This window comes from Microcoleus sp. F10-B2 (assembly GCF_036704965.1).
Classification (GTDB): Bacteria; Cyanobacteriota; Cyanobacteriia; order Cyanobacteriales; family Microcoleaceae; genus Microcoleus.
In genome coordinates this window covers 129,709-146,815 of sequence record NZ_JAUBTB010000002.1, presented here as the reverse complement: position 1 = coordinate 146,815, position 17,107 = coordinate 129,709, and the positions used below count along the sequence as shown (strand labels likewise).

Sequence of the window (17,107 nt, the reverse complement as noted above, 5' to 3'; positions counted from 1 at the left end):
TAACAGATAGTACAACAGCAGCTTATATACACCTTATTTTGAGATTTTGAGTTATTCAAAATGACTAAATTGAAGCGTTGGTTACAAAACCTCTTGTTGGTCTTTGGCGGAGTTTTTTTTGCTGTTTTGATAGTTGAAATTGGCTTGCGCCTGATTGGGATGACTTATCCCAGGTTTGATACCTTTGATGAACACAGAGGGTGGGCATACCGCCCAGGTTTCTCAGATTGGTATCAATCTGAAGGAAAAGCCTACCTCCAGATCAATAGTGAGGGGTTCCGCGATAGAGAACACAGCAAGACAAAACCAGAAAATACATTCAGAATTGCCGTGCTGGGAGATTCATTTGTAGCAGCCCAAGAAGTTCCATTAGAACAAACGTTTTTAAACGTTATGGAACGGAAACTGTGTAAAGATGAAGCTTTTTCTGGAAAGAAAGTTGAAGTGATTAATTTCGGGGTGCGTGGTTATGGAACAGCCCAAGAGCTGATAACCCTTAGGGAGAAAGTCTGGCAGTATGCACCCGATCTTGTCCTGCTAGCTTTTTTCACAGATAACGATGTTACTAACAATTACCAATTTCCCGAGTTCAAAGCTTTTTTCAGACCCTATTTTATCTTTCAGGATGACAAGCTGGTTTTTGATGGATCTTTTGTAAATTCAGATGCTTATCGTTCGAGACTGTCATGGTGGACGCTAGCTTATGACACAATCCGAGATAACTCGCGGGTCGTACAGATTATGTTCAAAATAATAAACTATTATTCAGAGCAACTTAAACAACAAAGAGTTTTGACTGAAGGTAGAGAAACGAGTCTTGTTGACAAAGTTTATAAAGAACCTGCTGATACTAATTGGCAAGAGGCTTGGCAAGTCACCGAAGAACTCATTAGGTTAATGCGAAATGAAGTGGTAGAAAAGGGAGCAAATTTTTTAGTTGTTACTTTGAGCAATCCCATTCAAGTCCATCCAGAGCCATCAATCCGCCAAAAGTTTATGGAAGATTTAGGTATTAGTGATTTGTTTTATCCAGATTGGCGCATTAACGCTTTGGCTGAGCGTGAGGGCTTCACAGTCTTAAATTTAGCTCCCTCTTTTCAGACTTACGCCGAGAAGAACAAACTTTGTCTACATGGATTTGACAATTTCGTTCCATGTTTTGGACATTGGAATGCTTTGGGACATCAACTGGCAGGAAAAATAATTGGCCAAAAGATTTCCGAAGAGCAGATAAAGCGCGAAATTTCATCAACGAACAACTATTGAACGTGTGGCTTACGCCTTCATTGAGGCTTTGAAATCGCTCATTGAGCACTGCACATTACCAGAGGTAAAAGGCTACACTCCTTCAGACTTCTCTGCGGCTAAACTAAATCAACAACAGTTAGACATTTTTCTTGCCAAAATTAAAAAGAATAAGTCTTAGGAGAAATAAATGACAGACAATACAACAACAGCTTCTATACACCTTATGACTAAATTGAAGCGCTGGTTACAAAACCTCTTGTTGGTATGAAGGCCCAGTTGTTTTGGCTGCTGGGTAAGAGCATCTCAATCATGCTTGACAAAAGCATTTGAGAATCTGCATCATATAGTCATTGTTCATCGCAGCCCGTTTGATTTTTTGTCGCAAACTACGTTGCAGAGTTGTTTCACAGGTTGACCGCATTAAGTGCGAGCCGTATTACCAAAGCGAAGTTCTCGGGGCTATTCAACGAACGAATGGGACATTTATCTTCATTGAAGGTCACATCTAAACTCCAATGCAGTTGGTTTTCAATGCCCCAATGTTGGCGAACTGCACGACCATTCCGCTTTAGCATCTGCTGGTACAGAACTTAGGTAAAACTGCACCTCGCGTGTGGTTTTGTTTCAGAGATGACGCACTCTTTCTACGATAACGATAGTGCGCAGTCCAGCAAGATTGTTTTTGTTGGTAAAGTCCTCAGAATTGGGCAACTGATGCCGCCTTTGCTTTGCGAGTCTCGACGCTCCGGATGTCCCTTTTCGGTTCGGGAATCATAACTCATTTCAATCCCCTTGAATTCCTGAGTTTTTGCCGTCTCAAACCAGTCTTTCACTTGATGCTAGAAAGTGGGATGATTGCTTTTTAATGCTACGACATAATCCGCTTTTTTCTTGTGAATAAGCCCAACGATCTGTGTTTGAGTTCCCATCGCATCAAGGGTGACGATCGCTCCGGCAATGTCAATTAATATCATTCCGATGAAGAGCGGAATTGATATAATTCTAGGAGGGCTGGAATTGCTGTGATTTCATTGGAATGGTCTTCAACTTTGACTTGCCCGAGGACTAAACGTTGTTCGCTCGCCCAAGCTGTCACTAAATGTAAGTTTTTTAAACCTTTCTCTCGATTGTAGGAACCTCGCAAACTTTTGCCATCTATTGGGATCGCTTCTTCGAGGACTGAACCCATAATTTGTTGCAGCCATTGGGATAACTTCTGAAGAAAAAACTTTAGGGTCTAGCTTTTCACGCTCCCCGACGAAAAGTATCGTCGCTGGGGATACCATTGGGTAATTCTAAAAATTCTTCTAACCATTGCTGCTTGCTGAGACCGTAATTTTCGATGTCTTCCCACCTATCGGCTCCTGCGATCGCAGCTAAAATAGCGATCGCGAGAATCTCTTTGAGTAAGTGTTGTTTGGTTCGATCGACTCTCGGGTCTGGTATGTCATCACAATAATTTGATAAGCTCGCTTGTAAGTGTTGCATGGAGATGGGTTGTGACCTGTCGAGCAGGGCGTGATGATTTTGGCTCATTCACCACACGATCGAATCCTTTCCCCATTGATTTTTCGGGAGCATCTCAGTTTTGCAGCCAAGCTAGAAATTGGAGTTTTGAGGCCCGAGGCTGCGGGGCAGGAGGCAGAAGGAAAGAGGCAGAAGGAAAGAGGCAGAAGGAAGGAGCCAAAAGAAGTATTTTTACAAATATGAGATGCTCCCGATTTTTCCTCACCATTAGTGACACAGATCGAGCAGTATTATAGAACTTATGTGACATCTTCACAGGCTGCGAGTCGTCAGCTCGTTGTCAGCCGTGAGCCCGTTGTCAGTCGATCGTCAAACGATCTCAAATGGGTTCAAAAGCATCGCTACTGACAGGATGCTCTTTGAGAGCTTGCCATTTTTGTCAAGTACAATTTATACCAAATTAGATGAGCTTACCCTGACATCCGAAATCCTCAAGTAACTCAAATTGTTATAAATTTAGACCAGTTTACTTACGACTATATTAACATAAAAGGTGAAATCAGCACTAGAGAAATCCCTACTTACAAAGCTCACAATTGGATTCTGGATACAACCCTATCAGTTGGCATTTTAGGGCTGCTGGCTGCTATTGCACTTTGGGTATCTTATGTATGTTTAGCGCTGAATTCGTCTCTGCGCGGTGTTGAAGCGGTTGCTATTGCTTATCTGATTTTTACTTTCACTTGGTTCGACTGCGCTCAATACGCACATATTGCCTGGTGGACGATTAGTCTCGCCGCAGTTAAATCTGCTTGTGCTACTCGTTTTTCTCGTTTCGGGGCCGAGTCCGGGCAATTACTAATTACCAATTAGCAATTAGCAATTACCGATTACCAAATCTTACATTTCCTGCATCAACCGCAAATAATTCTGCCGCATCTGCGTCATATTTTCCATCATTCTATTAGCCATATCTTTCTCAACATCGCTCATTTGCTGCCAAAATAAAGCCGATCGCCTCGCCATAATAGCCTCTTCCCACAACATCTCCAAAAGTTGCGCCGCCATTGGATTTTCAGCATCGATAATCCCGCACAATTGCTCGAAGGCCCGGTTCGCTTCGGTGTGAGTGCTAACATCCTGAACCAGGCTTAGGCATTTTTTGAGTTGTACGATCGGATTTTCAGAAGAGTAAGTCATAATTTCACTGAGATAAGCGACAAAATTTACACTGATACCTTTGAGATTACTAGAGTTGTGACACAGCCGTAGAGTTCCCTACATACCACCGCCAAGGCAAATCAATTCCTTGAGAAATCCCGATCCGCGTAGTTTGGACAAAATTTATTGTACCCTCCTCCACAGCTTGCTGAAAGTTCTCGCTCCGGTGTTCTAACCGCAGCAGTTGGCCTGCACCCAAAGGAAAACCGCTGAAAGTTCGATCGATCTTCAGTACCTTACACAGTTTCCCAGGCCCGGCGGCGAGGCGCGATCGCTTCTTATCGGGAATTCCAGCGAATTCTTGGGGAACCGCATCTAGCTGCAAAGCTCGAACCAGCACAGCACTAGCAACTCCCTCTGCATCCGTCACTACGTTAAAACAGTGATACATCCCGTAGATTAGGTAAACGTAGCTCATACCCGCAGGCCCGAACATCACCTGATTGCGAGGAGTGCGCAGCCGATAAGCGTGACAAGCGGGGTCTCCTGGGCCGTAAGCTTCGGTTTCCACGATAATTCCCCGAATCGTCTCGCCGTCAGGAAACTGCCGCACCAGCGAGCATCCCAGCAAATCTGGCGCTACGCTGGTAGATGGCCGCGCCAGCCAAAAAGATTCTACAATCTGAGTATTTGCACTCACTCAACAACAGCAGGTAAATTATGGACGTTAAGTTAGTTTTAGCAGTCTTGACAGCAGTTTTCACCGTTTGCTGTCTGTTCTTCGGTACAAAAAACGGATTCTACGATACTGACAAGTATCACGGTAACGGTTCTGCTCACTAATTTTAGGCGTGCAGTTAGTTGCTTAAAAAAACCGCCGCCTGAAAAACAGGCAGCGGTTTTCTTTGTATTTAATCGATTTAAACAGTATTTGCTAGTCTTACTAAGGATGAATTGTGCCATTTGGCATTTGAGCTCCTTGCAAGCTAGCATTCGAGAAGTCAGCGCATCCCATCAGGTTGAAACGCATTGTCGCTCCTCGATCCGTTGCTTTCATATTGAAACCAACTACTGCATTTTCTGGGTTATTCTTTTCGGGGACGGCACTCACTTTAAAATCCATATTAGCTCCTTCTTCATTCGCATCAAAATTAAAAGTGATGCCAGCACAGCCCAAATCAGATCCCGTCAGGTTGGCTTTATTTAAGTTAGCATTTTTGAGGTTCGCATTGGCTAATTTGGCTTCAGATAAATTAGCACCTTCGAGGTTCGCGCCCTGCAAGTTGACTCCTTGCAAGTCTAATCCTTTTAGGTTGGCATTGCTGAAATTGCATTCGGGACACTGTTTTGTTTGCAACAATTCCTTGACTTGGTTTTGTTGATTTGAAAAAGTTAGATATTTGACCGCAGTAAATCCAACTGCGATGGACAATCCAGCAGTAAATAAATTCTTTAATTTCATAAATATCCGAAAAGCTTTGGGGGCTTTCAATCGCGGTTAATAGATTTCTACAATAGTGCGATCGACCTCTCCAGAATTTCCCAAACAAAATCAAAACAAAATTGTCTGCATCTGAGTCAAGCAGTCCACCGGCACAATTAAACACCGCTGGACTTATATAGCAGGAACCGCCAAGACGGTTAGGAGGTTCTTAATTGCTCAAACCATTGCTATTATTCTTTCTTCCTTCTTCCTTCTTTTTACCCGCTCAGCTTCGCGGCGCACTGAGGGCAGTCAAAGTGTCGAAGCGCCTTCTTCTTTCTTCCTTCAGCTCTAAATCTCCCTTTCTTGTTCTCGCTAGTGCTGCTTTGAGTTTCGGACTCCCCGCGTCCGTCTGCTTCACTTCCCTTCGATCGGTTCCCAAACGGAATTTATTCTTACCCGAAGGCGCGCATTTGCATATACCTGCGGACTGAAATAAAAGAAACTTTATTTATATCCCTGGAATGAGTAAGTCTTGTAGAAAATAGAGGATAATTAAACAGAAACGCCATACCGTACCTGCGCTGTTAAGTTCTCAGCAACTGCTTTTTTTGTCAAAATTGCTTTGAGAAATTAATTTACTCTAAAAACTGTTGGCAGCAGCTCAGGTTCCTCAACCTCGCCAGAACACACTCTACCTATAATCCCGACAATTCGGAGCGGCAATGAACACAATCAAACCCGAACCAAAAAGATCGCGCTTCATGGCTCTGCTGCTGACAACGCTGCTGATATTTCCGTTTATAAGTGCTTGCGGTTCTAGCCAGCAAAGTTCCGTTCCTCCGCCTCCTGTTGACGACACTCGCGCTGGAGGAGTGCAAACTAATCGCGGCCCGAGTCCTTCGCCACAAGCAAAAAAAGGATTGAGCAATACTCAAAAAGTAGCGATTTTAGCAGGAGCAGCAGCCCTTTACTATCTGTACCGCCAGCACCAAAACAAGCAAGAAAAGGGGCCGCAGGGAAAATATTACCTTTCCAAAAACGGTCGCGTTTACTACCGCGATGCCCAGAATCGCGCTCACTGGGTAACGCCCCCGCCTGAAGGAATTAAAGTTCCGGAGTCCGAGGCAGCGCCTTATCGCGAATTCCAGGGCTACAACAACCAAACTACCGGTCGAGACCTTACTAGCGTGCCGGAAGCTACAAGTCCTATTCCAGCACAGTAGCCCAACCACTTGAGATTTTAGATTGCCGGTTGCATGATTTTTAATTAAATCTGGGATTCCCAATCTAAAGCAGCCATTTTTCAACACATAAAAAAGAGGAACTTTATCATGGTAGATGGATTTTTCCGGAAGATAAAAGATGCGGTCGTCGGATCGGACAGCGAGCAAGTCGATCCTGACGGCAATTACGAGGATCCCTCAAATCCCGGACAGTTCGGCAACGCGCGTCCAGCCAGCGAAGACCCCTACGGCGACCCGGCTGACTATGGAGAGTTCGGCAACGCGCGTCCGGCGAGCGAAGACCCCTACGGCGACCCGGCTGACTACGCCGGTACCGACTACGGACAGTTCGGCAACCTGACTCCAGCGAGCGAAGACCCCTACGGCGACCCGGCTGACTACGTAGCGGATGCTGGAATGTTCGGCAATGTGAGTCCGGCGAGCGAAGACCCCTACGGCGACCCGGCGGATGAGGAAGAGTTTAGTTGAGTCAGTTGACTAGAAAAATTACCTGGTAAGCAACAGCACCCCTGCAGGGGTGTTTTTTTTGGGGAAATACCGCGAGTCAGCCAAAGATGAGCGGAAAAGGGAACTCTTGAGGCAATAGAGAATCTGAAACCCTTAACGGACAAGAGAATTGTTAAACGGAGAGGGTGGGATTTGAACCCACGGAACCTTGCGGTTCACCTGATTTCAAGTCAGGCGCATTCGACCACTCTGCCACCTCTCCTGGCGCATAAATTTTATCATACCAGCAAATGTCTCTAACTACAAATAGCCGCAGATTCAGCGCGCCGATAAAGAATTTGTTCTCTTTCTACCCCGAAATCTTGCCCTACCCATACCAGAGACACTTCCGACACTGCTCCATTTTCCAGCAGGACGATCGAGAAATTCCGCAGTTTCGAGCACTCTTTCTCCACAATTCGCGGTACGCTGGCCGCATTCAAATACACCGTACCCTCCGCACTCACCTCCAGCGACTTCCGCAACTCATGCTTTTTGTGCCGCAGTTTGTGGTGCATATGACCAAAAGTTACCAGCGGTATGTGCTTTCCTGTGGTACGAGTTCGATCGATCGCCTCCGCAAAATCCGGGTCGCCCCAATCCCCTCCCAAGGGCTTCCAATCTCGCCCGCAGGGGTCTTCAGGAGCATCTCCCAGCCCCGTCGGCCCCGTGTGACCCAAAAAAATCACATTTTCGCAGTCCGCCGCAGCCGCAGCCCCTGCTATGCGTCGTGCCGACTCCTCAAAACTTTCTACCCCAAACCACTCCGAGTAAAAATCCCCGTACTTCCACTCCGAGCCCCCCCAAGTAAACGGGCGGCTTCCCACCACAGTTACGCCCAATTCGGGAAAATCACGCTTCCCGTAACCGACGTGAGCTTCTCCCATTAAATCTAACTGCTGTTTTACCCAATTTTCTTGAGTGCGATCGTAAGGGCACTGACTGCGGCCCCACTCCGTCGCCGTATACCAAGCGTCGTGGTTCCCAAACACCGCTGCTTTCGGAATGTCCAATTGGGCGATCGCCCGCACTACCTCCACCGACTCATTGCCAAAATCCCCCACAAACAGCACCAAATCAACGCCCAGATGCTTCAGGGCCTCGCCGTCTTCAGGTTCCCACAAATCGTGAACGTCCCCCACCACCGCAATTTTGATAGATTTAGCTTTATTCATGTGATTTGTCATCTGCGATCGATCCCTAGCCCCTTCTTACTCAGCATAAGAAACAGCGACCAATTTTTGCACTCTCCCGCAGCATATTTTGGATTTGAGATTTGAGATTTGAGATTGGCTCCACTGAACAGCCAGCACTTTTTGGTGAAATCAACTATAATTCAAAATACACTTTAGCTGTCTTCGCCACCTTCCCCGGAATATTCTAACTGTGTTTACCACCGCACCTGCTCCGAACTTTACTCAAACCCGACTGCCCCACGACTTGTTTGCAGCCATTAACGCCCTCAAACAAGAGTTAAACGCCGTCATTCTCGCCCACTATTACCAAGACTCCGACATTCAAGACATCGCAGACTTCATTGGCGACTCCCTAGAACTTGCCCGCAAAGCCGCCAACACCAGCGCCGATGTCATAGTTTTTGCCGGAGTTCATTTCATGGCCGAAACCGCAAAAATTCTCAATCCCGACAAATTAGTATTGCTGCCAGACTTAAATGCTGGGTGTTCCCTCGCCGACAGTTGCCCTCCCGAAGCCTTTGCAGCTTTCAAAGCCGATCGACCAGGACATTTGGTAATTTCCTACATTAATTGTACCGCCGCAATTAAGGCAATGAGCGATATAATTTGCACCAGTTCTAACGCGGTTAAAATTGTCAACCAAATTCCCGAAAATCAGCCGATAATTTTTGGGCCAGACCGCAATCTCGGCCGCTACGTCATGGAACAAACAGGCAGAAACATGGAGATTTGGCAAGGAGCTTGCATCGTCCACGAAAACTTCTCAGAAAAAAAGATAGTTCAACTCAAAATCGAAAATCCCGAAGCCGAAATAATTGCCCACCCAGAATGCGAACCTCCCGTGCTGCGCCACGCTAATTACATCGGCTCCACCACCGCTTTGCTCAAATATTCTCAAGCTAGTTCCAGCCAAGCTTTTATTGTCGCAACTGAACCGGGAATCATTCACCAAATGGAAAAGCAAGCTCCGCACAAACGATTCATTCCCGCTCCTTCAACCAATAATAATTGCGCTTGCAACGAATGCCCGCACATGAGATTAAATACCTTGGAAAAATTGTATCTATCCCTAAAAAATCAAACCCCTGAAATTACTATGCCCCAAGATATTCAACTAGCAGCCTTGCAGCCCATCCAGCGAATGCTAGAAATGAGCTAACCGCTGGCGATTTTTAAGTGAATTTATTGTATGGTGGGTTGGGCGCGGCGATTAAGTTAAGTCATTGCCTAACCCACCCACAGCGATCGGCAATCTGTGAATCACTTGTCCACTCTTTCTCTTCTCTTCCTCTGCGGTTCCTGCCTTTAAAACTCATGAACAATAAATGATGTCCGAAAAACTGATTGTTTTCACCCGCTATCCCGAACCCGGAACAACCAAAACTCGACTAATTCCGGTGCTCGGAAAAACAGGCGCTGCCAACCTTCACCGCTTGATGGCCCAACGGACGATCGCCTGCGCTCTCTCTCTCCAAAAATCCCGCCGGTTATCCGTAGAAATTCACCGAGTCGGCGGCAGCCAACAACTGATGCAAGAGTGGTTGGGAACTGATATTATTTATCAAAATCAAATAGACGGCGATTTGGGAGCAAAAATGACAGCAGCGTTTCAAAAGTCTTTTAATTCAGGGGTTGAGAAAACTGCAATTATCGGCACTGATTGTCCTGGTTTGAAAGCAGAAATCATGGCACAAGCTTTTGAGGAATTGAGCCAGCACGATTTAGTTTTGGGCCCGGCCAAAGACGGAGGTTATTATCTGATCGGGCTCCGGCGATCGATACCGGAATTGTTCGGTGGCATTCATTGGGGAACCAGTGAAGTATTTGCTTGTACGCGGGCGATCGCCCAAAATCTCGACCTCAATATTGCTTATCTTCCCACTCTTGCAGATATCGATCGACCTGAAGACCTCCTCGGTTTAGATATTAATATGTTGAAATAACTAAACTATATTTAATCTATTTCAATCATTAGTAATTGTCATATTTAATTAGATAAAACTACTTGATTGTGAAACCATAAGGTCATAATATAGTAATTGTATTTGTCTAACCAAATGCTGAATCTCAGTAGCAGTTAGACAGCGCTTGGGACAATAGTCCCAGGCGCGAGAAAACACCAAAAATTAGCAAATAAATTAGCAAATAAATTAGCAACTAACAGATCGGCTTTGTACAAAACCCGCCCTGCCAAATGAAAGCCCAATGTAGGCGCGGGCCCGGTGTAAAAAATGAGCAACTAATAGCTTTGCTTTTTACAAAACTCGCCCTCCCACTTTAATGCCAAATGTAGGGGCGAGTCCGGCGTCAGAAATGGGCAAAATCAGCTTTGTACAAAACCCGCCCTCTCTCTCACGGGCTGCTTGAGTCTGTATGTCGCCAGAAAATCCCCATCTCAAAATTTCCATTATCATTCCAGTCTTAAACGAAGCACCTACAATTGCCTCAGTCATCTCCACCGCCCTTGAGGCCAAAAATGTCGAAATAATTGTCGCCGACGGCGGCAGCAGTGACGGTACTACAGATATAGCCAAATCTTTGGGGGTGCGAGTTCTCTCCACCGCCCCAGGCCGCGCCACCCAAATGAATGCAGGTGCTGCCGCCGCGACTGGAGAGATATTGCTGTTTCTCCACGCAGACACTCTTTTGCCTCGCGGGTACGACGATAGCGCGCGTCGGCTACTAGCTAACCCGTCTGCTGTAGCGGGGGCCTTTCAACTCAAGATTGACGCCCCCAGTCTCAGTCTCTGGCTGGTAGAAACAGGGGTAAAGTGGCGATCGAACTTTCTGCAAATGCCCTACGGCGATCAAGCCATTTTTCTCAACGCAGCTACTTTTGACAAAATTGGCGGTTTTCCCGACTTGCCCCTGATGGAAGACTTTGAATTCGTGCGGCGGTTGAAAAAACTAGGCCGCATCGAAATAGTACCCCAGCCAGTGCTGACCTCCGCCCGCCGCTGGCAGCAGCTTGGGGTCATCAAAACCACCGCCATCAATCAAATGGTAATTATCGGTTATTTCCTCGGAGTGTCGCCCGATCGACTCGCTTTCTGGTATAAGAGGCAAAAGAAAAATTCTTCCAAAAACTAAAGAATAGTGAACTTTTCTAAAGCTCGCCGTTAATTATGTAAATAGGAAACACGTCCCTGCGTAAAATATGACTTGAACGCCTCAAATTTTACGCACAGCGAGGACAAACAGAATATGGCCGATCCCAGAGATGCAGAGCTTATTAAACCCTTTAACGGCGACCCCTTCACGGGTCATCTAGCAACTCCTATCAGTGCTTCTGATTTCACAAAAGCATTCATTGGGAACTTGCCCGCCTACCGCAAAGGACTCTCGCCCCTAGTTCGAGGTCTGGAAATCGGTTTGGCCCACGGTTATTTCCTCGTCGGCCCCGAAATCGTCTTCGGACCCCTGCGGGATTATCCAGAAGCAGCTAATCTCGGCGGATTAATTACAGCCCTCGTTTTAGTTCTGCTAGGTACAGCAGGTATGTCTGCCTACGGTTTGGTGTCTTTCAAGCAAGACAACACCAGCTATCCTAGCGCTAATCCCATGACTCCCGATTCCCTCAGAAATGCTGAAGGGTGGAGCCAGCTTACCGCTGGTTTCTTCATTGGCGGGATGAGCGGCGTCTTTGCTGCCTATTTCTTACTCGAAAACTTTAACGGCGTTGACGCCATTTTCCGGGGTTTAGTCAATAATTAGACTCCACTCGGAAATATCTCTGTTGGAACACACTAACTTTAGCTGGGAGAATTTGATATGACAGGTTCATACGCCGCTTCTTTTTTACCTTGGATCTTGATTCCGGTAGTTTGCTGGCTGATGCCGGTTGTAGTAATGGGTTTGTTGTTTATCTACATTGAAAGCGACGCCTGATCTGTACGCGCAGACCAAGACCTAAGTTGGAAGACAGACAGACAAATGTTCTGAAAACTCTAAATAAATCTAGGGAAAATCAGAAAAAATTGTTTTGAGATTGCTGGTAAGAAAGAAAAATTAATTTCTTTACCCCAACCCCCAGACTTGACTGTGTGGAGCAATCCTTCTGTCTTCTTGCATCTAAAGTCGCGATCGCGAAAAATCCTCTGCCCGCACGGCAGAGGATTTTTTTACAAAGATTTTTTTCCCGCAGGCACAAATCATCCCCTCGTACAACACAAATTGCGAAGTCCTGAGCCACAATTGTTATTGGAAACTATCTCATGAGGAGACAGCGATGCCATTTCCCCTCGCGCGCAAAATTTTAGCTCCATTTCTGATCTCGGTACTGCTGTTAGTGACCGCCTGCGGTCAAACCCAAGCTCCCTCCCGCTGGGACAAAGCCCAGCAGGAAAGCACTCAAAAACCTGGTAAAGCACAGCAGACAACTGCTGATAAATCAAATGCTAGCAATCAAAATCTGCCCCAGAAGGCAGTTGCAGGCGGTCAGTTAAATAAATACTTCCCCTCTTCTGGCGGTGGATTCGATCGCGTTTTTGCTCAAGAAAAGTCCGGCTTTGCTGAAGCTAAATTGAACAAAGGCGGTAAAAATGTCGCGATGCTTTCGATTAACGACATCGCCGGCAACCCCAGCGCAGGTGAAAAATTTAAGCAAAGTACCAAGCAAATCAGCGGCTATCCCGCCGTTAATCAGGGTGCTAATATCACTGCTGTTTTAGTGGCAAATCGCTATCAGGTGAAAGTTCAATCCCGCGATCCTTCTTTTACCGCTAGCGATCGCGAAGCTTGGCTGTCAAAATTTAACCTAGGTGGCCTCGCCCGCGTCAAGTAGCAATGTCTCTTGTCACAGTCCGCGCCGGACTCCAGTCTGGCGCTATTAGAACTAGGTCTGCCAAAGTGACACTGTGAAGTTCTTGCCATCTGCCAAAAGTAATATCTTTGATTTTCGTTCCAGCATAAGGAGTTTTTTGTGAGCAAAACAGTCTTTGAATTAGTCGATCAACTGCCTCAAGACAACATGACTGTCAAAGCCCTCCGAGCGCTTGACTTTGTGGTTCCCGGTGAATGGAACAATTTAGTTGGCTTTGAAAATACCATTCGCACCGTTACTGGTGAAACAGACGAAGAACTGATTCAGCAAATTGGCGATCGCGCCATCTACCTCTTCAACGATAAGTCTCAGGGCTACCAGCGCGCTCTGTGGCTTTACCAAACTATTGACAGTGCCGACAAGGCTTTGGGCAGTGCCGCCCTCGCTAATAAGGTTGCGGAAAATGTCTCGTTTTTGTCGTTCCTCGGCAATATCACTCCGAAGGCTGAAAAAGCTCAAACGATCGACCTTTCTTTGAAGTTAGTCACTGAGTTGCTCGCTTTTTGCCAAATCAACGGCCTTCCCGGCGACAGCATCGGCGATTTTGCCGGGGCTTTGGGCGACTACGGCGGCGAATCCCTGATGCGGATGGCTGCTTTGGTTTGTTTCGACGGTTTGATTCCCCTGGGTCCGGACTTTATCATGGCAACTCAGTCTTGGATTCAAAAGCTCTCCCCGAACGATTTACAAGATAATCAGGCCTTCAAGTCGATCGGCGGCATGATTCCTGGGGGATCTCCTGCAGGCCAACTCGGCTTTATCGGCGAAAGCTTTAACTCGGTTTCTGGCTGGATGAGCTCTTTTGTGAGTGATCGGGGTTTGACTCCTCAAAACGTACTCGGCCACTTGCAGAGTTTTGTGGAAATTTCTGCTGACAAGGTGGACTACGTGGGCGCATTCCTCGACATGACTACCAACTACTACGAACACACCGGTGTTCAAACTCTCGCCCGCCGTTTGATTGAACGAGCTGTCGCTGAGATTTAGAATAACCAAAGGAGTTGCGATCTTTGCGGGCGATCGCCCTGAGTGTGTTGAGTTCAAATTTTTTTGAATCGCAATTTTCTCAGGTTGGTTTTCGATAAAAAGTGTGTGCGATAGAGAAAGTCGATCGCCCGCACCTGCACTCACAACTCCTTACCGATCACTTTTAAAAGGAAGCGTTAATGCCAGAAGAACCGCAAAATCCTACTGCTGGAGAATCGGAAACTCCCAGTGCGATCGAGAACGCCCCGAGTTCCGATGCACCCGAGACAACCGACTTGCCCAGCACTGACAAGCCTCAGCGGGCTGCTAAAAAGCCCAAAGAACCGAAAAATCCTACCGCTGGCGAATCCGAAACTCCCAGTGCTTCGATCGATAACGCCCCGAGTTCCGACACAGCCGAGACAACCGACTTGCCCAGCGCTGACAAGCCTCAGGCGGCTGCTAAAAAACCCGCAGCCAAGGCCGACGGCGACAAGCCCCCAGCTAAAGCTAAAAAGGAAAAAGCACCTGCTGTTGAAGACAAGCCCTTTGCGGAATTTATTCAACAAGATTATTTGCCCGCTTTGCAAACTGCTTTGACTAAGCAGGGCGTTCAGGATTTAGAGGTGAGTTTGGCAAAGCAAAAACTCCCCGTTGCCGGCATGAGTTCCGCCGGCGATTGCTGGCAGGTTATTGGGAAATTCCAAGCAGGTCAGCGCCAATTTAACCTGTATTTTCCTCAAGAAAATATTCAAAGTCAAAGGGCATTTTCCTGCGCTGAAAATAATACCAAAACTAGCACTTTAGAGCCTTTTTTGATAGACGAGCGCAAGGTAACACTAGACCTCATGGTGTTTGGCGTAGTCCAGCGGCTTAACGCTCAAAAATGGCTAAATCTTAATTAGTTAATTGGGAATTGGGAATTGCGAATCGGGAATTGGGCATTGGTAATTGATAACATCATGTCCGGGTAATCCTGATAATTATTGTCCAGTGCGAGCTTCTAGCTCGCGAGCTAGAAGCTCGCACTGTAGCCGTAATCGATTGACCGGACATAATATAATTGGTAATTGCTGATGCCGATAAGATTGTTTTTCGGAAATGCCCAATGTCCAATGCCCAATGCCCAATGACTATTGACTAATGACTATTGACTAATGACAGATTTTCTTCTGATTTTGTCAAAAAATTGCGAGCTTGCATAATCCCGTAAAGGTTAACATCTGTTTCTAACAAACAAGCATGACCGCTGTTAGCCAGCAGCACCATTTGAGCGTGGGGAATTACCTTGACTAAAAGCTTGGCTTCTGCTAGCGAAGGCAGCAGCCGATCGGCGCCGCTAGCAATTACTAGCGTCGGCTGTTTGATGCCGCGCAACTGATTTTCGTCAACATTAAACGATCGCACTAACGCCAATCTCCACACAGACGTATTTTGCGGTACTGCTTGCATCGCTTCTAGCAAAGCTCGGCGATCGTCGCGCCCGATCTTTCCTAATGATGCTAATATCGGCAATAGACCGATTACCGACAGCGGATAAAGGTTGGCCGGCAGCCACTGAGTCAGATACGATCCCCACTGCACCCAAGGCTGCTGTCGAAACGAAGAAGCTGGATTGACTAAAATTAATCGATCGCACAATTGAGGAGCTTCTAAAACCGTTTTCATCGCTAAACAGCCCCCAAATGACTCGCCGCACAGATAAACCGGCCGCTGTTGCTTTCCGACTTGCTTTTCTGCTTCAATTAAAGCAATTGTTTCGCTAACAAGTACCTCCCAACTAGCCATGTCGTCAGCCGGTATAGCCAAGCAGCGAATGTCGAAATGATTGGCTAATTTAGGAATTTGCGACCGCAGCAGCAAACCGCCCCCGTCCATACCGGGCAGAAATACAAATAAAGGGCGATCTGGTTTCGGCGGTTTGGGGGTTAGGAAACGAATCTTGTTGTTAGCATTTGCCATGATTCAAGTCAATCGATTTTAGATTTTAGATTTTAGATTTTAGATTGGAAATCTGACACCAGCCCACAGTCAACAGTCAACAGTCAACAGTCAACAAACTTACAAACAACCTCGTTGGAGTAATTCTGCAATTTCGCCCTGACAGTGGTCTGTGAGTTCAGCCACAACTGCTTTGGCTTTTTTGCCTTGATATTGCTGCTGTCTCTCGGCAGTAATCCAGTAAGGCCGGCCGATTAAAACATTAACTCGCTGATAAATTATCACAGGATGCCACCCAGCTCGATCGAACAGCGGTTCCGAAGGATCGAACAAACTCAACAACTTGAGCGGTACACCCGATCGTACCGAGTGTTCCTCAAAAGAACTAATCGCCACCGGCAAAACCGCCAAATCCCGCACCGGAGCCCGCAAAGCCAAATGAGCAAATCCCCGCTGAAACTTCCCCACAGTATTGGGCCGAGTTAACTTCACCATCGGTTCTGCACCCTCTGGAAACACCCCCACCATCTCCCCGCCTTGGAGTAGCGCTGTCGCTTGAGAGAAAAAATGCTGCTGTCTGTGCTCCGGTGCTTCCAAGGGGAAAGCGCCGAAAGTCGTGACAAGTTCCCGAATCACCGGGACTTGACCCATGTAATGATGACAAGCAAAGCGGATCGATCGACCCAAAGCCGCCGTCAGCAGCACAGGATCTAAGAAACTGCGGTGATTGCTCACCACCAGCACCGGGCTCTGTTGGGGAATTCGGTCTTCGCGGTACATAAACATCTGCGTTCCCAAACTAGCCAGGAAACAGCGCGAAATCAGCAATTTGCTCTCTGAAGACATGGGCGAAAAGACAGGTGCGACGCTATAAAGGTTGATTCCATTCCCACGCAGCTTAACATTACTTTACCAAGTCAGGGCTCCCTCAAAAAGTAGACTTTCCCCTTATGCCTTGGTTTCGCAATCCTGGACGCACGGGCGGCCATCACCTTGGTTTTTTCGCGCGTTTCCTTCTAGTCAGCCCGCCAAAACCCTAAAAAACCAGGTTTCTAGACCTCGGAGGGCGTCAGCTAACTGTTTCGGCCGAATTTCCCAGTCAGAAGCAAAAATTTATCAAGTGTTGTGGCAACTTATCAGGAAATTGGGT

Annotated in this window: 18 protein-coding genes, 1 tRNA gene and 1 pseudogene; 12 read left to right on the top strand and 8 right to left on the bottom strand. The window is 46.8% G+C overall.

Going from position 1 to position 17,107, the window contains the following annotated elements; all coding sequences use genetic code 11:
* The first annotated feature begins 60 nt into the window (after positions 1-60).
* Positions 61-1,266, top strand: coding sequence for an SGNH/GDSL hydrolase family protein (locus tag QUA99_RS01550; protein ID WP_333234659.1), 1,206 nt, complete (start codon positions 61-63; stop codon positions 1,264-1,266).
* A 289-nt stretch (positions 1,267-1,555) separates the two neighbouring features.
* On the opposite strand, the pseudogene QUA99_RS01545 reads toward QUA99_RS01550, so the two are convergent.
* The 3 genes and pseudogenes from QUA99_RS01545 to QUA99_RS01535 form a co-directional block, all read right to left on the bottom strand.
* Positions 1,556-2,784, bottom strand: a pseudogene (locus QUA99_RS01545) (ISAs1 family transposase).
* An 831-nt stretch (positions 2,785-3,615) separates the two neighbouring features.
* The gene (locus QUA99_RS01540; protein WP_333234658.1) at positions 3,616-3,915 is read right to left on the bottom strand and encodes a hypothetical protein; all 300 of its coding nucleotides are present in this window, start codon (positions 3,913-3,915) and stop codon (positions 3,616-3,618) included.
* A 49-nt stretch (positions 3,916-3,964) separates the two neighbouring features.
* Complete coding sequence (locus tag QUA99_RS01535; protein ID WP_333234657.1) at positions 3,965-4,576, bottom strand: DNA-3-methyladenine glycosylase; 612 nt, start codon at positions 4,574-4,576, stop codon at positions 3,965-3,967.
* Positions 4,577-4,596: 20 nt separating this feature from the next.
* On the opposite strand from QUA99_RS01535, the gene QUA99_RS01530 reads away from it, so the two are divergent.
* Positions 4,597-4,719, top strand: coding sequence for a hypothetical protein (locus QUA99_RS01530; protein WP_006633228.1), 123 nt, complete (start codon positions 4,597-4,599; stop codon positions 4,717-4,719).
* 100 nt (positions 4,720-4,819) lie between these two features.
* Here the strand turns inward: QUA99_RS01530 and QUA99_RS01525 are convergent, their stop codons facing one another.
* Positions 4,820-5,338 (bottom strand): pentapeptide repeat-containing protein, encoded by a 519-nt coding sequence (locus QUA99_RS01525; RefSeq protein WP_333234656.1) that lies wholly within the window; start codon positions 5,336-5,338, stop codon positions 4,820-4,822.
* 686 nt (positions 5,339-6,024) lie between these two features.
* Between QUA99_RS01525 and QUA99_RS01520 the strand changes: the two genes are divergently transcribed.
* Together QUA99_RS01520 and QUA99_RS01515 are read left to right on the top strand one after the other, a co-directional pair.
* Positions 6,025-6,525, top strand: a complete 501-nt coding sequence (locus QUA99_RS01520; RefSeq protein WP_333234655.1) for a hypothetical protein — start codon at positions 6,025-6,027, stop codon at positions 6,523-6,525.
* A gap of 108 nt (positions 6,526-6,633) precedes the next feature.
* Positions 6,634-7,014, top strand: coding sequence for a translation initiation factor (locus QUA99_RS01515; RefSeq protein WP_333234654.1), 381 nt, complete (start codon positions 6,634-6,636; stop codon positions 7,012-7,014).
* Between the two features lie 156 nt (positions 7,015-7,170).
* On the opposite strand, the gene QUA99_RS01510 is transcribed toward QUA99_RS01515, so the two are convergent.
* Positions 7,171-7,255: transfer RNA gene (locus QUA99_RS01510), tRNA-Ser, on the bottom strand.
* Positions 7,256-7,289: 34 nt separating this feature from the next.
* On the bottom strand, positions 7,290-8,207 hold the full coding sequence (locus QUA99_RS01505) for a TIGR04168 family protein (protein WP_333234653.1): 918 nt from the start codon (positions 8,205-8,207) through the stop codon (positions 7,290-7,292).
* A gap of 211 nt (positions 8,208-8,418) precedes the next feature.
* Between QUA99_RS01505 and nadA the strand changes: the two genes are divergently transcribed.
* The 8 genes from nadA to QUA99_RS01465 all read left to right on the top strand — a co-directional run bounded on the left by nadA (position 8,419) and on the right by QUA99_RS01465 (position 14,921).
* A complete protein-coding gene (nadA, locus tag QUA99_RS01500) occupies positions 8,419-9,387 on the top strand; it encodes a quinolinate synthase NadA (RefSeq protein WP_333234652.1) in 969 nt (322 codons plus the stop codon).
* Positions 9,388-9,553: 166 nt separating this feature from the next.
* The gene (locus QUA99_RS01495) at positions 9,554-10,171 is read left to right on the top strand and encodes a TIGR04282 family arsenosugar biosynthesis glycosyltransferase (protein WP_333234651.1); all 618 of its coding nucleotides are present in this window, start codon (positions 9,554-9,556) and stop codon (positions 10,169-10,171) included.
* Positions 10,172-10,601: 430 nt separating this feature from the next.
* Positions 10,602-11,318: a TIGR04283 family arsenosugar biosynthesis glycosyltransferase gene (locus tag QUA99_RS01490; protein WP_333234650.1), complete on the top strand. Its 717-nt coding sequence runs from the start codon at positions 10,602-10,604 to the stop codon at positions 11,316-11,318.
* A 114-nt stretch (positions 11,319-11,432) separates the two neighbouring features.
* A complete protein-coding gene (locus QUA99_RS01485; RefSeq protein ID WP_333234676.1) occupies positions 11,433-11,942 on the top strand; it encodes a photosystem I reaction center protein subunit XI in 510 nt (169 codons plus the stop codon).
* Between the two features lie 57 nt (positions 11,943-11,999).
* A complete protein-coding gene (locus QUA99_RS01480; protein ID WP_333129573.1) occupies positions 12,000-12,116 on the top strand; it encodes a photosystem I reaction center subunit VIII in 117 nt (38 codons plus the stop codon).
* A 340-nt stretch (positions 12,117-12,456) separates the two neighbouring features.
* Positions 12,457-13,011 (top strand): hypothetical protein, encoded by a 555-nt coding sequence (locus QUA99_RS01475; protein WP_333234649.1) that lies wholly within the window; start codon positions 12,457-12,459, stop codon positions 13,009-13,011.
* A 138-nt stretch (positions 13,012-13,149) separates the two neighbouring features.
* On the top strand, positions 13,150-14,037 hold the full coding sequence (locus QUA99_RS01470) for a hypothetical protein (protein ID WP_333234648.1): 888 nt from the start codon (positions 13,150-13,152) through the stop codon (positions 14,035-14,037).
* A 179-nt stretch (positions 14,038-14,216) separates the two neighbouring features.
* On the top strand, positions 14,217-14,921 hold the full coding sequence (locus tag QUA99_RS01465; RefSeq protein WP_333234647.1) for a DUF2996 domain-containing protein: 705 nt from the start codon (positions 14,217-14,219) through the stop codon (positions 14,919-14,921).
* A gap of 235 nt (positions 14,922-15,156) precedes the next feature.
* Here the strand turns inward: QUA99_RS01465 and QUA99_RS01460 are convergent, their stop codons facing one another.
* Positions 15,157-15,978, bottom strand: a complete 822-nt coding sequence (locus QUA99_RS01460; RefSeq protein WP_333234646.1) for an alpha/beta hydrolase — start codon at positions 15,976-15,978, stop codon at positions 15,157-15,159.
* A gap of 99 nt (positions 15,979-16,077) precedes the next feature.
* On the bottom strand, positions 16,078-16,803 hold the full coding sequence (locus QUA99_RS01455) for a lysophospholipid acyltransferase family protein (protein WP_333234645.1): 726 nt from the start codon (positions 16,801-16,803) through the stop codon (positions 16,078-16,080).
* Positions 16,804-17,107 lie beyond the last annotated feature (304 nt).

What these genes read in the sequence shown, in the direction of transcription:
- QUA99_RS01550 (WP_333234659.1), top strand. Translation starts at nt 61, where the DNA reads ATGACTAAATTGAAGCGTTGGTTACAAAACCTCTTGTTGGTCTTTGGC.
- QUA99_RS01540 (WP_333234658.1), bottom strand. Translation starts at nt 3,915, where the DNA reads ATGACTTACTCTTCTGAAAATCCGATCGTACAACTCAAAAAATGCCTA.
- QUA99_RS01530 (WP_006633228.1), top strand. Translation starts at nt 4,597, where the DNA reads ATGGACGTTAAGTTAGTTTTAGCAGTCTTGACAGCAGTTTTCACCGTT.
- QUA99_RS01525 (WP_333234656.1), bottom strand. Translation starts at nt 5,338, where the DNA reads ATGAAATTAAAGAATTTATTTACTGCTGGATTGTCCATCGCAGTTGGA.
- QUA99_RS01520 (WP_333234655.1), top strand. Translation starts at nt 6,025, where the DNA reads ATGAACACAATCAAACCCGAACCAAAAAGATCGCGCTTCATGGCTCTG.
- QUA99_RS01515 (WP_333234654.1), top strand. Translation starts at nt 6,634, where the DNA reads ATGGTAGATGGATTTTTCCGGAAGATAAAAGATGCGGTCGTCGGATCG.
- QUA99_RS01505 (WP_333234653.1), bottom strand. Translation starts at nt 8,207, where the DNA reads ATGAATAAAGCTAAATCTATCAAAATTGCGGTGGTGGGGGACGTTCAC.
- QUA99_RS01495 (WP_333234651.1), top strand. Translation starts at nt 9,554, where the DNA reads ATGATGTCCGAAAAACTGATTGTTTTCACCCGCTATCCCGAACCCGGA.
- QUA99_RS01490 (WP_333234650.1), top strand. Translation starts at nt 10,602, where the DNA reads ATGTCGCCAGAAAATCCCCATCTCAAAATTTCCATTATCATTCCAGTC.
- QUA99_RS01485 (WP_333234676.1), top strand. Translation starts at nt 11,433, where the DNA reads ATGGCCGATCCCAGAGATGCAGAGCTTATTAAACCCTTTAACGGCGAC.
- QUA99_RS01480 (WP_333129573.1), top strand. Translation starts at nt 12,000, where the DNA reads ATGACAGGTTCATACGCCGCTTCTTTTTTACCTTGGATCTTGATTCCG.
- QUA99_RS01475 (WP_333234649.1), top strand. Translation starts at nt 12,457, where the DNA reads ATGCCATTTCCCCTCGCGCGCAAAATTTTAGCTCCATTTCTGATCTCG.
- QUA99_RS01465 (WP_333234647.1), top strand. Translation starts at nt 14,217, where the DNA reads ATGCCAGAAGAACCGCAAAATCCTACTGCTGGAGAATCGGAAACTCCC.
- QUA99_RS01460 (WP_333234646.1), bottom strand. Translation starts at nt 15,978, where the DNA reads ATGGCAAATGCTAACAACAAGATTCGTTTCCTAACCCCCAAACCGCCG.
- QUA99_RS01455 (WP_333234645.1), bottom strand. Translation starts at nt 16,803, where the DNA reads ATGTCTTCAGAGAGCAAATTGCTGATTTCGCGCTGTTTCCTGGCTAGT.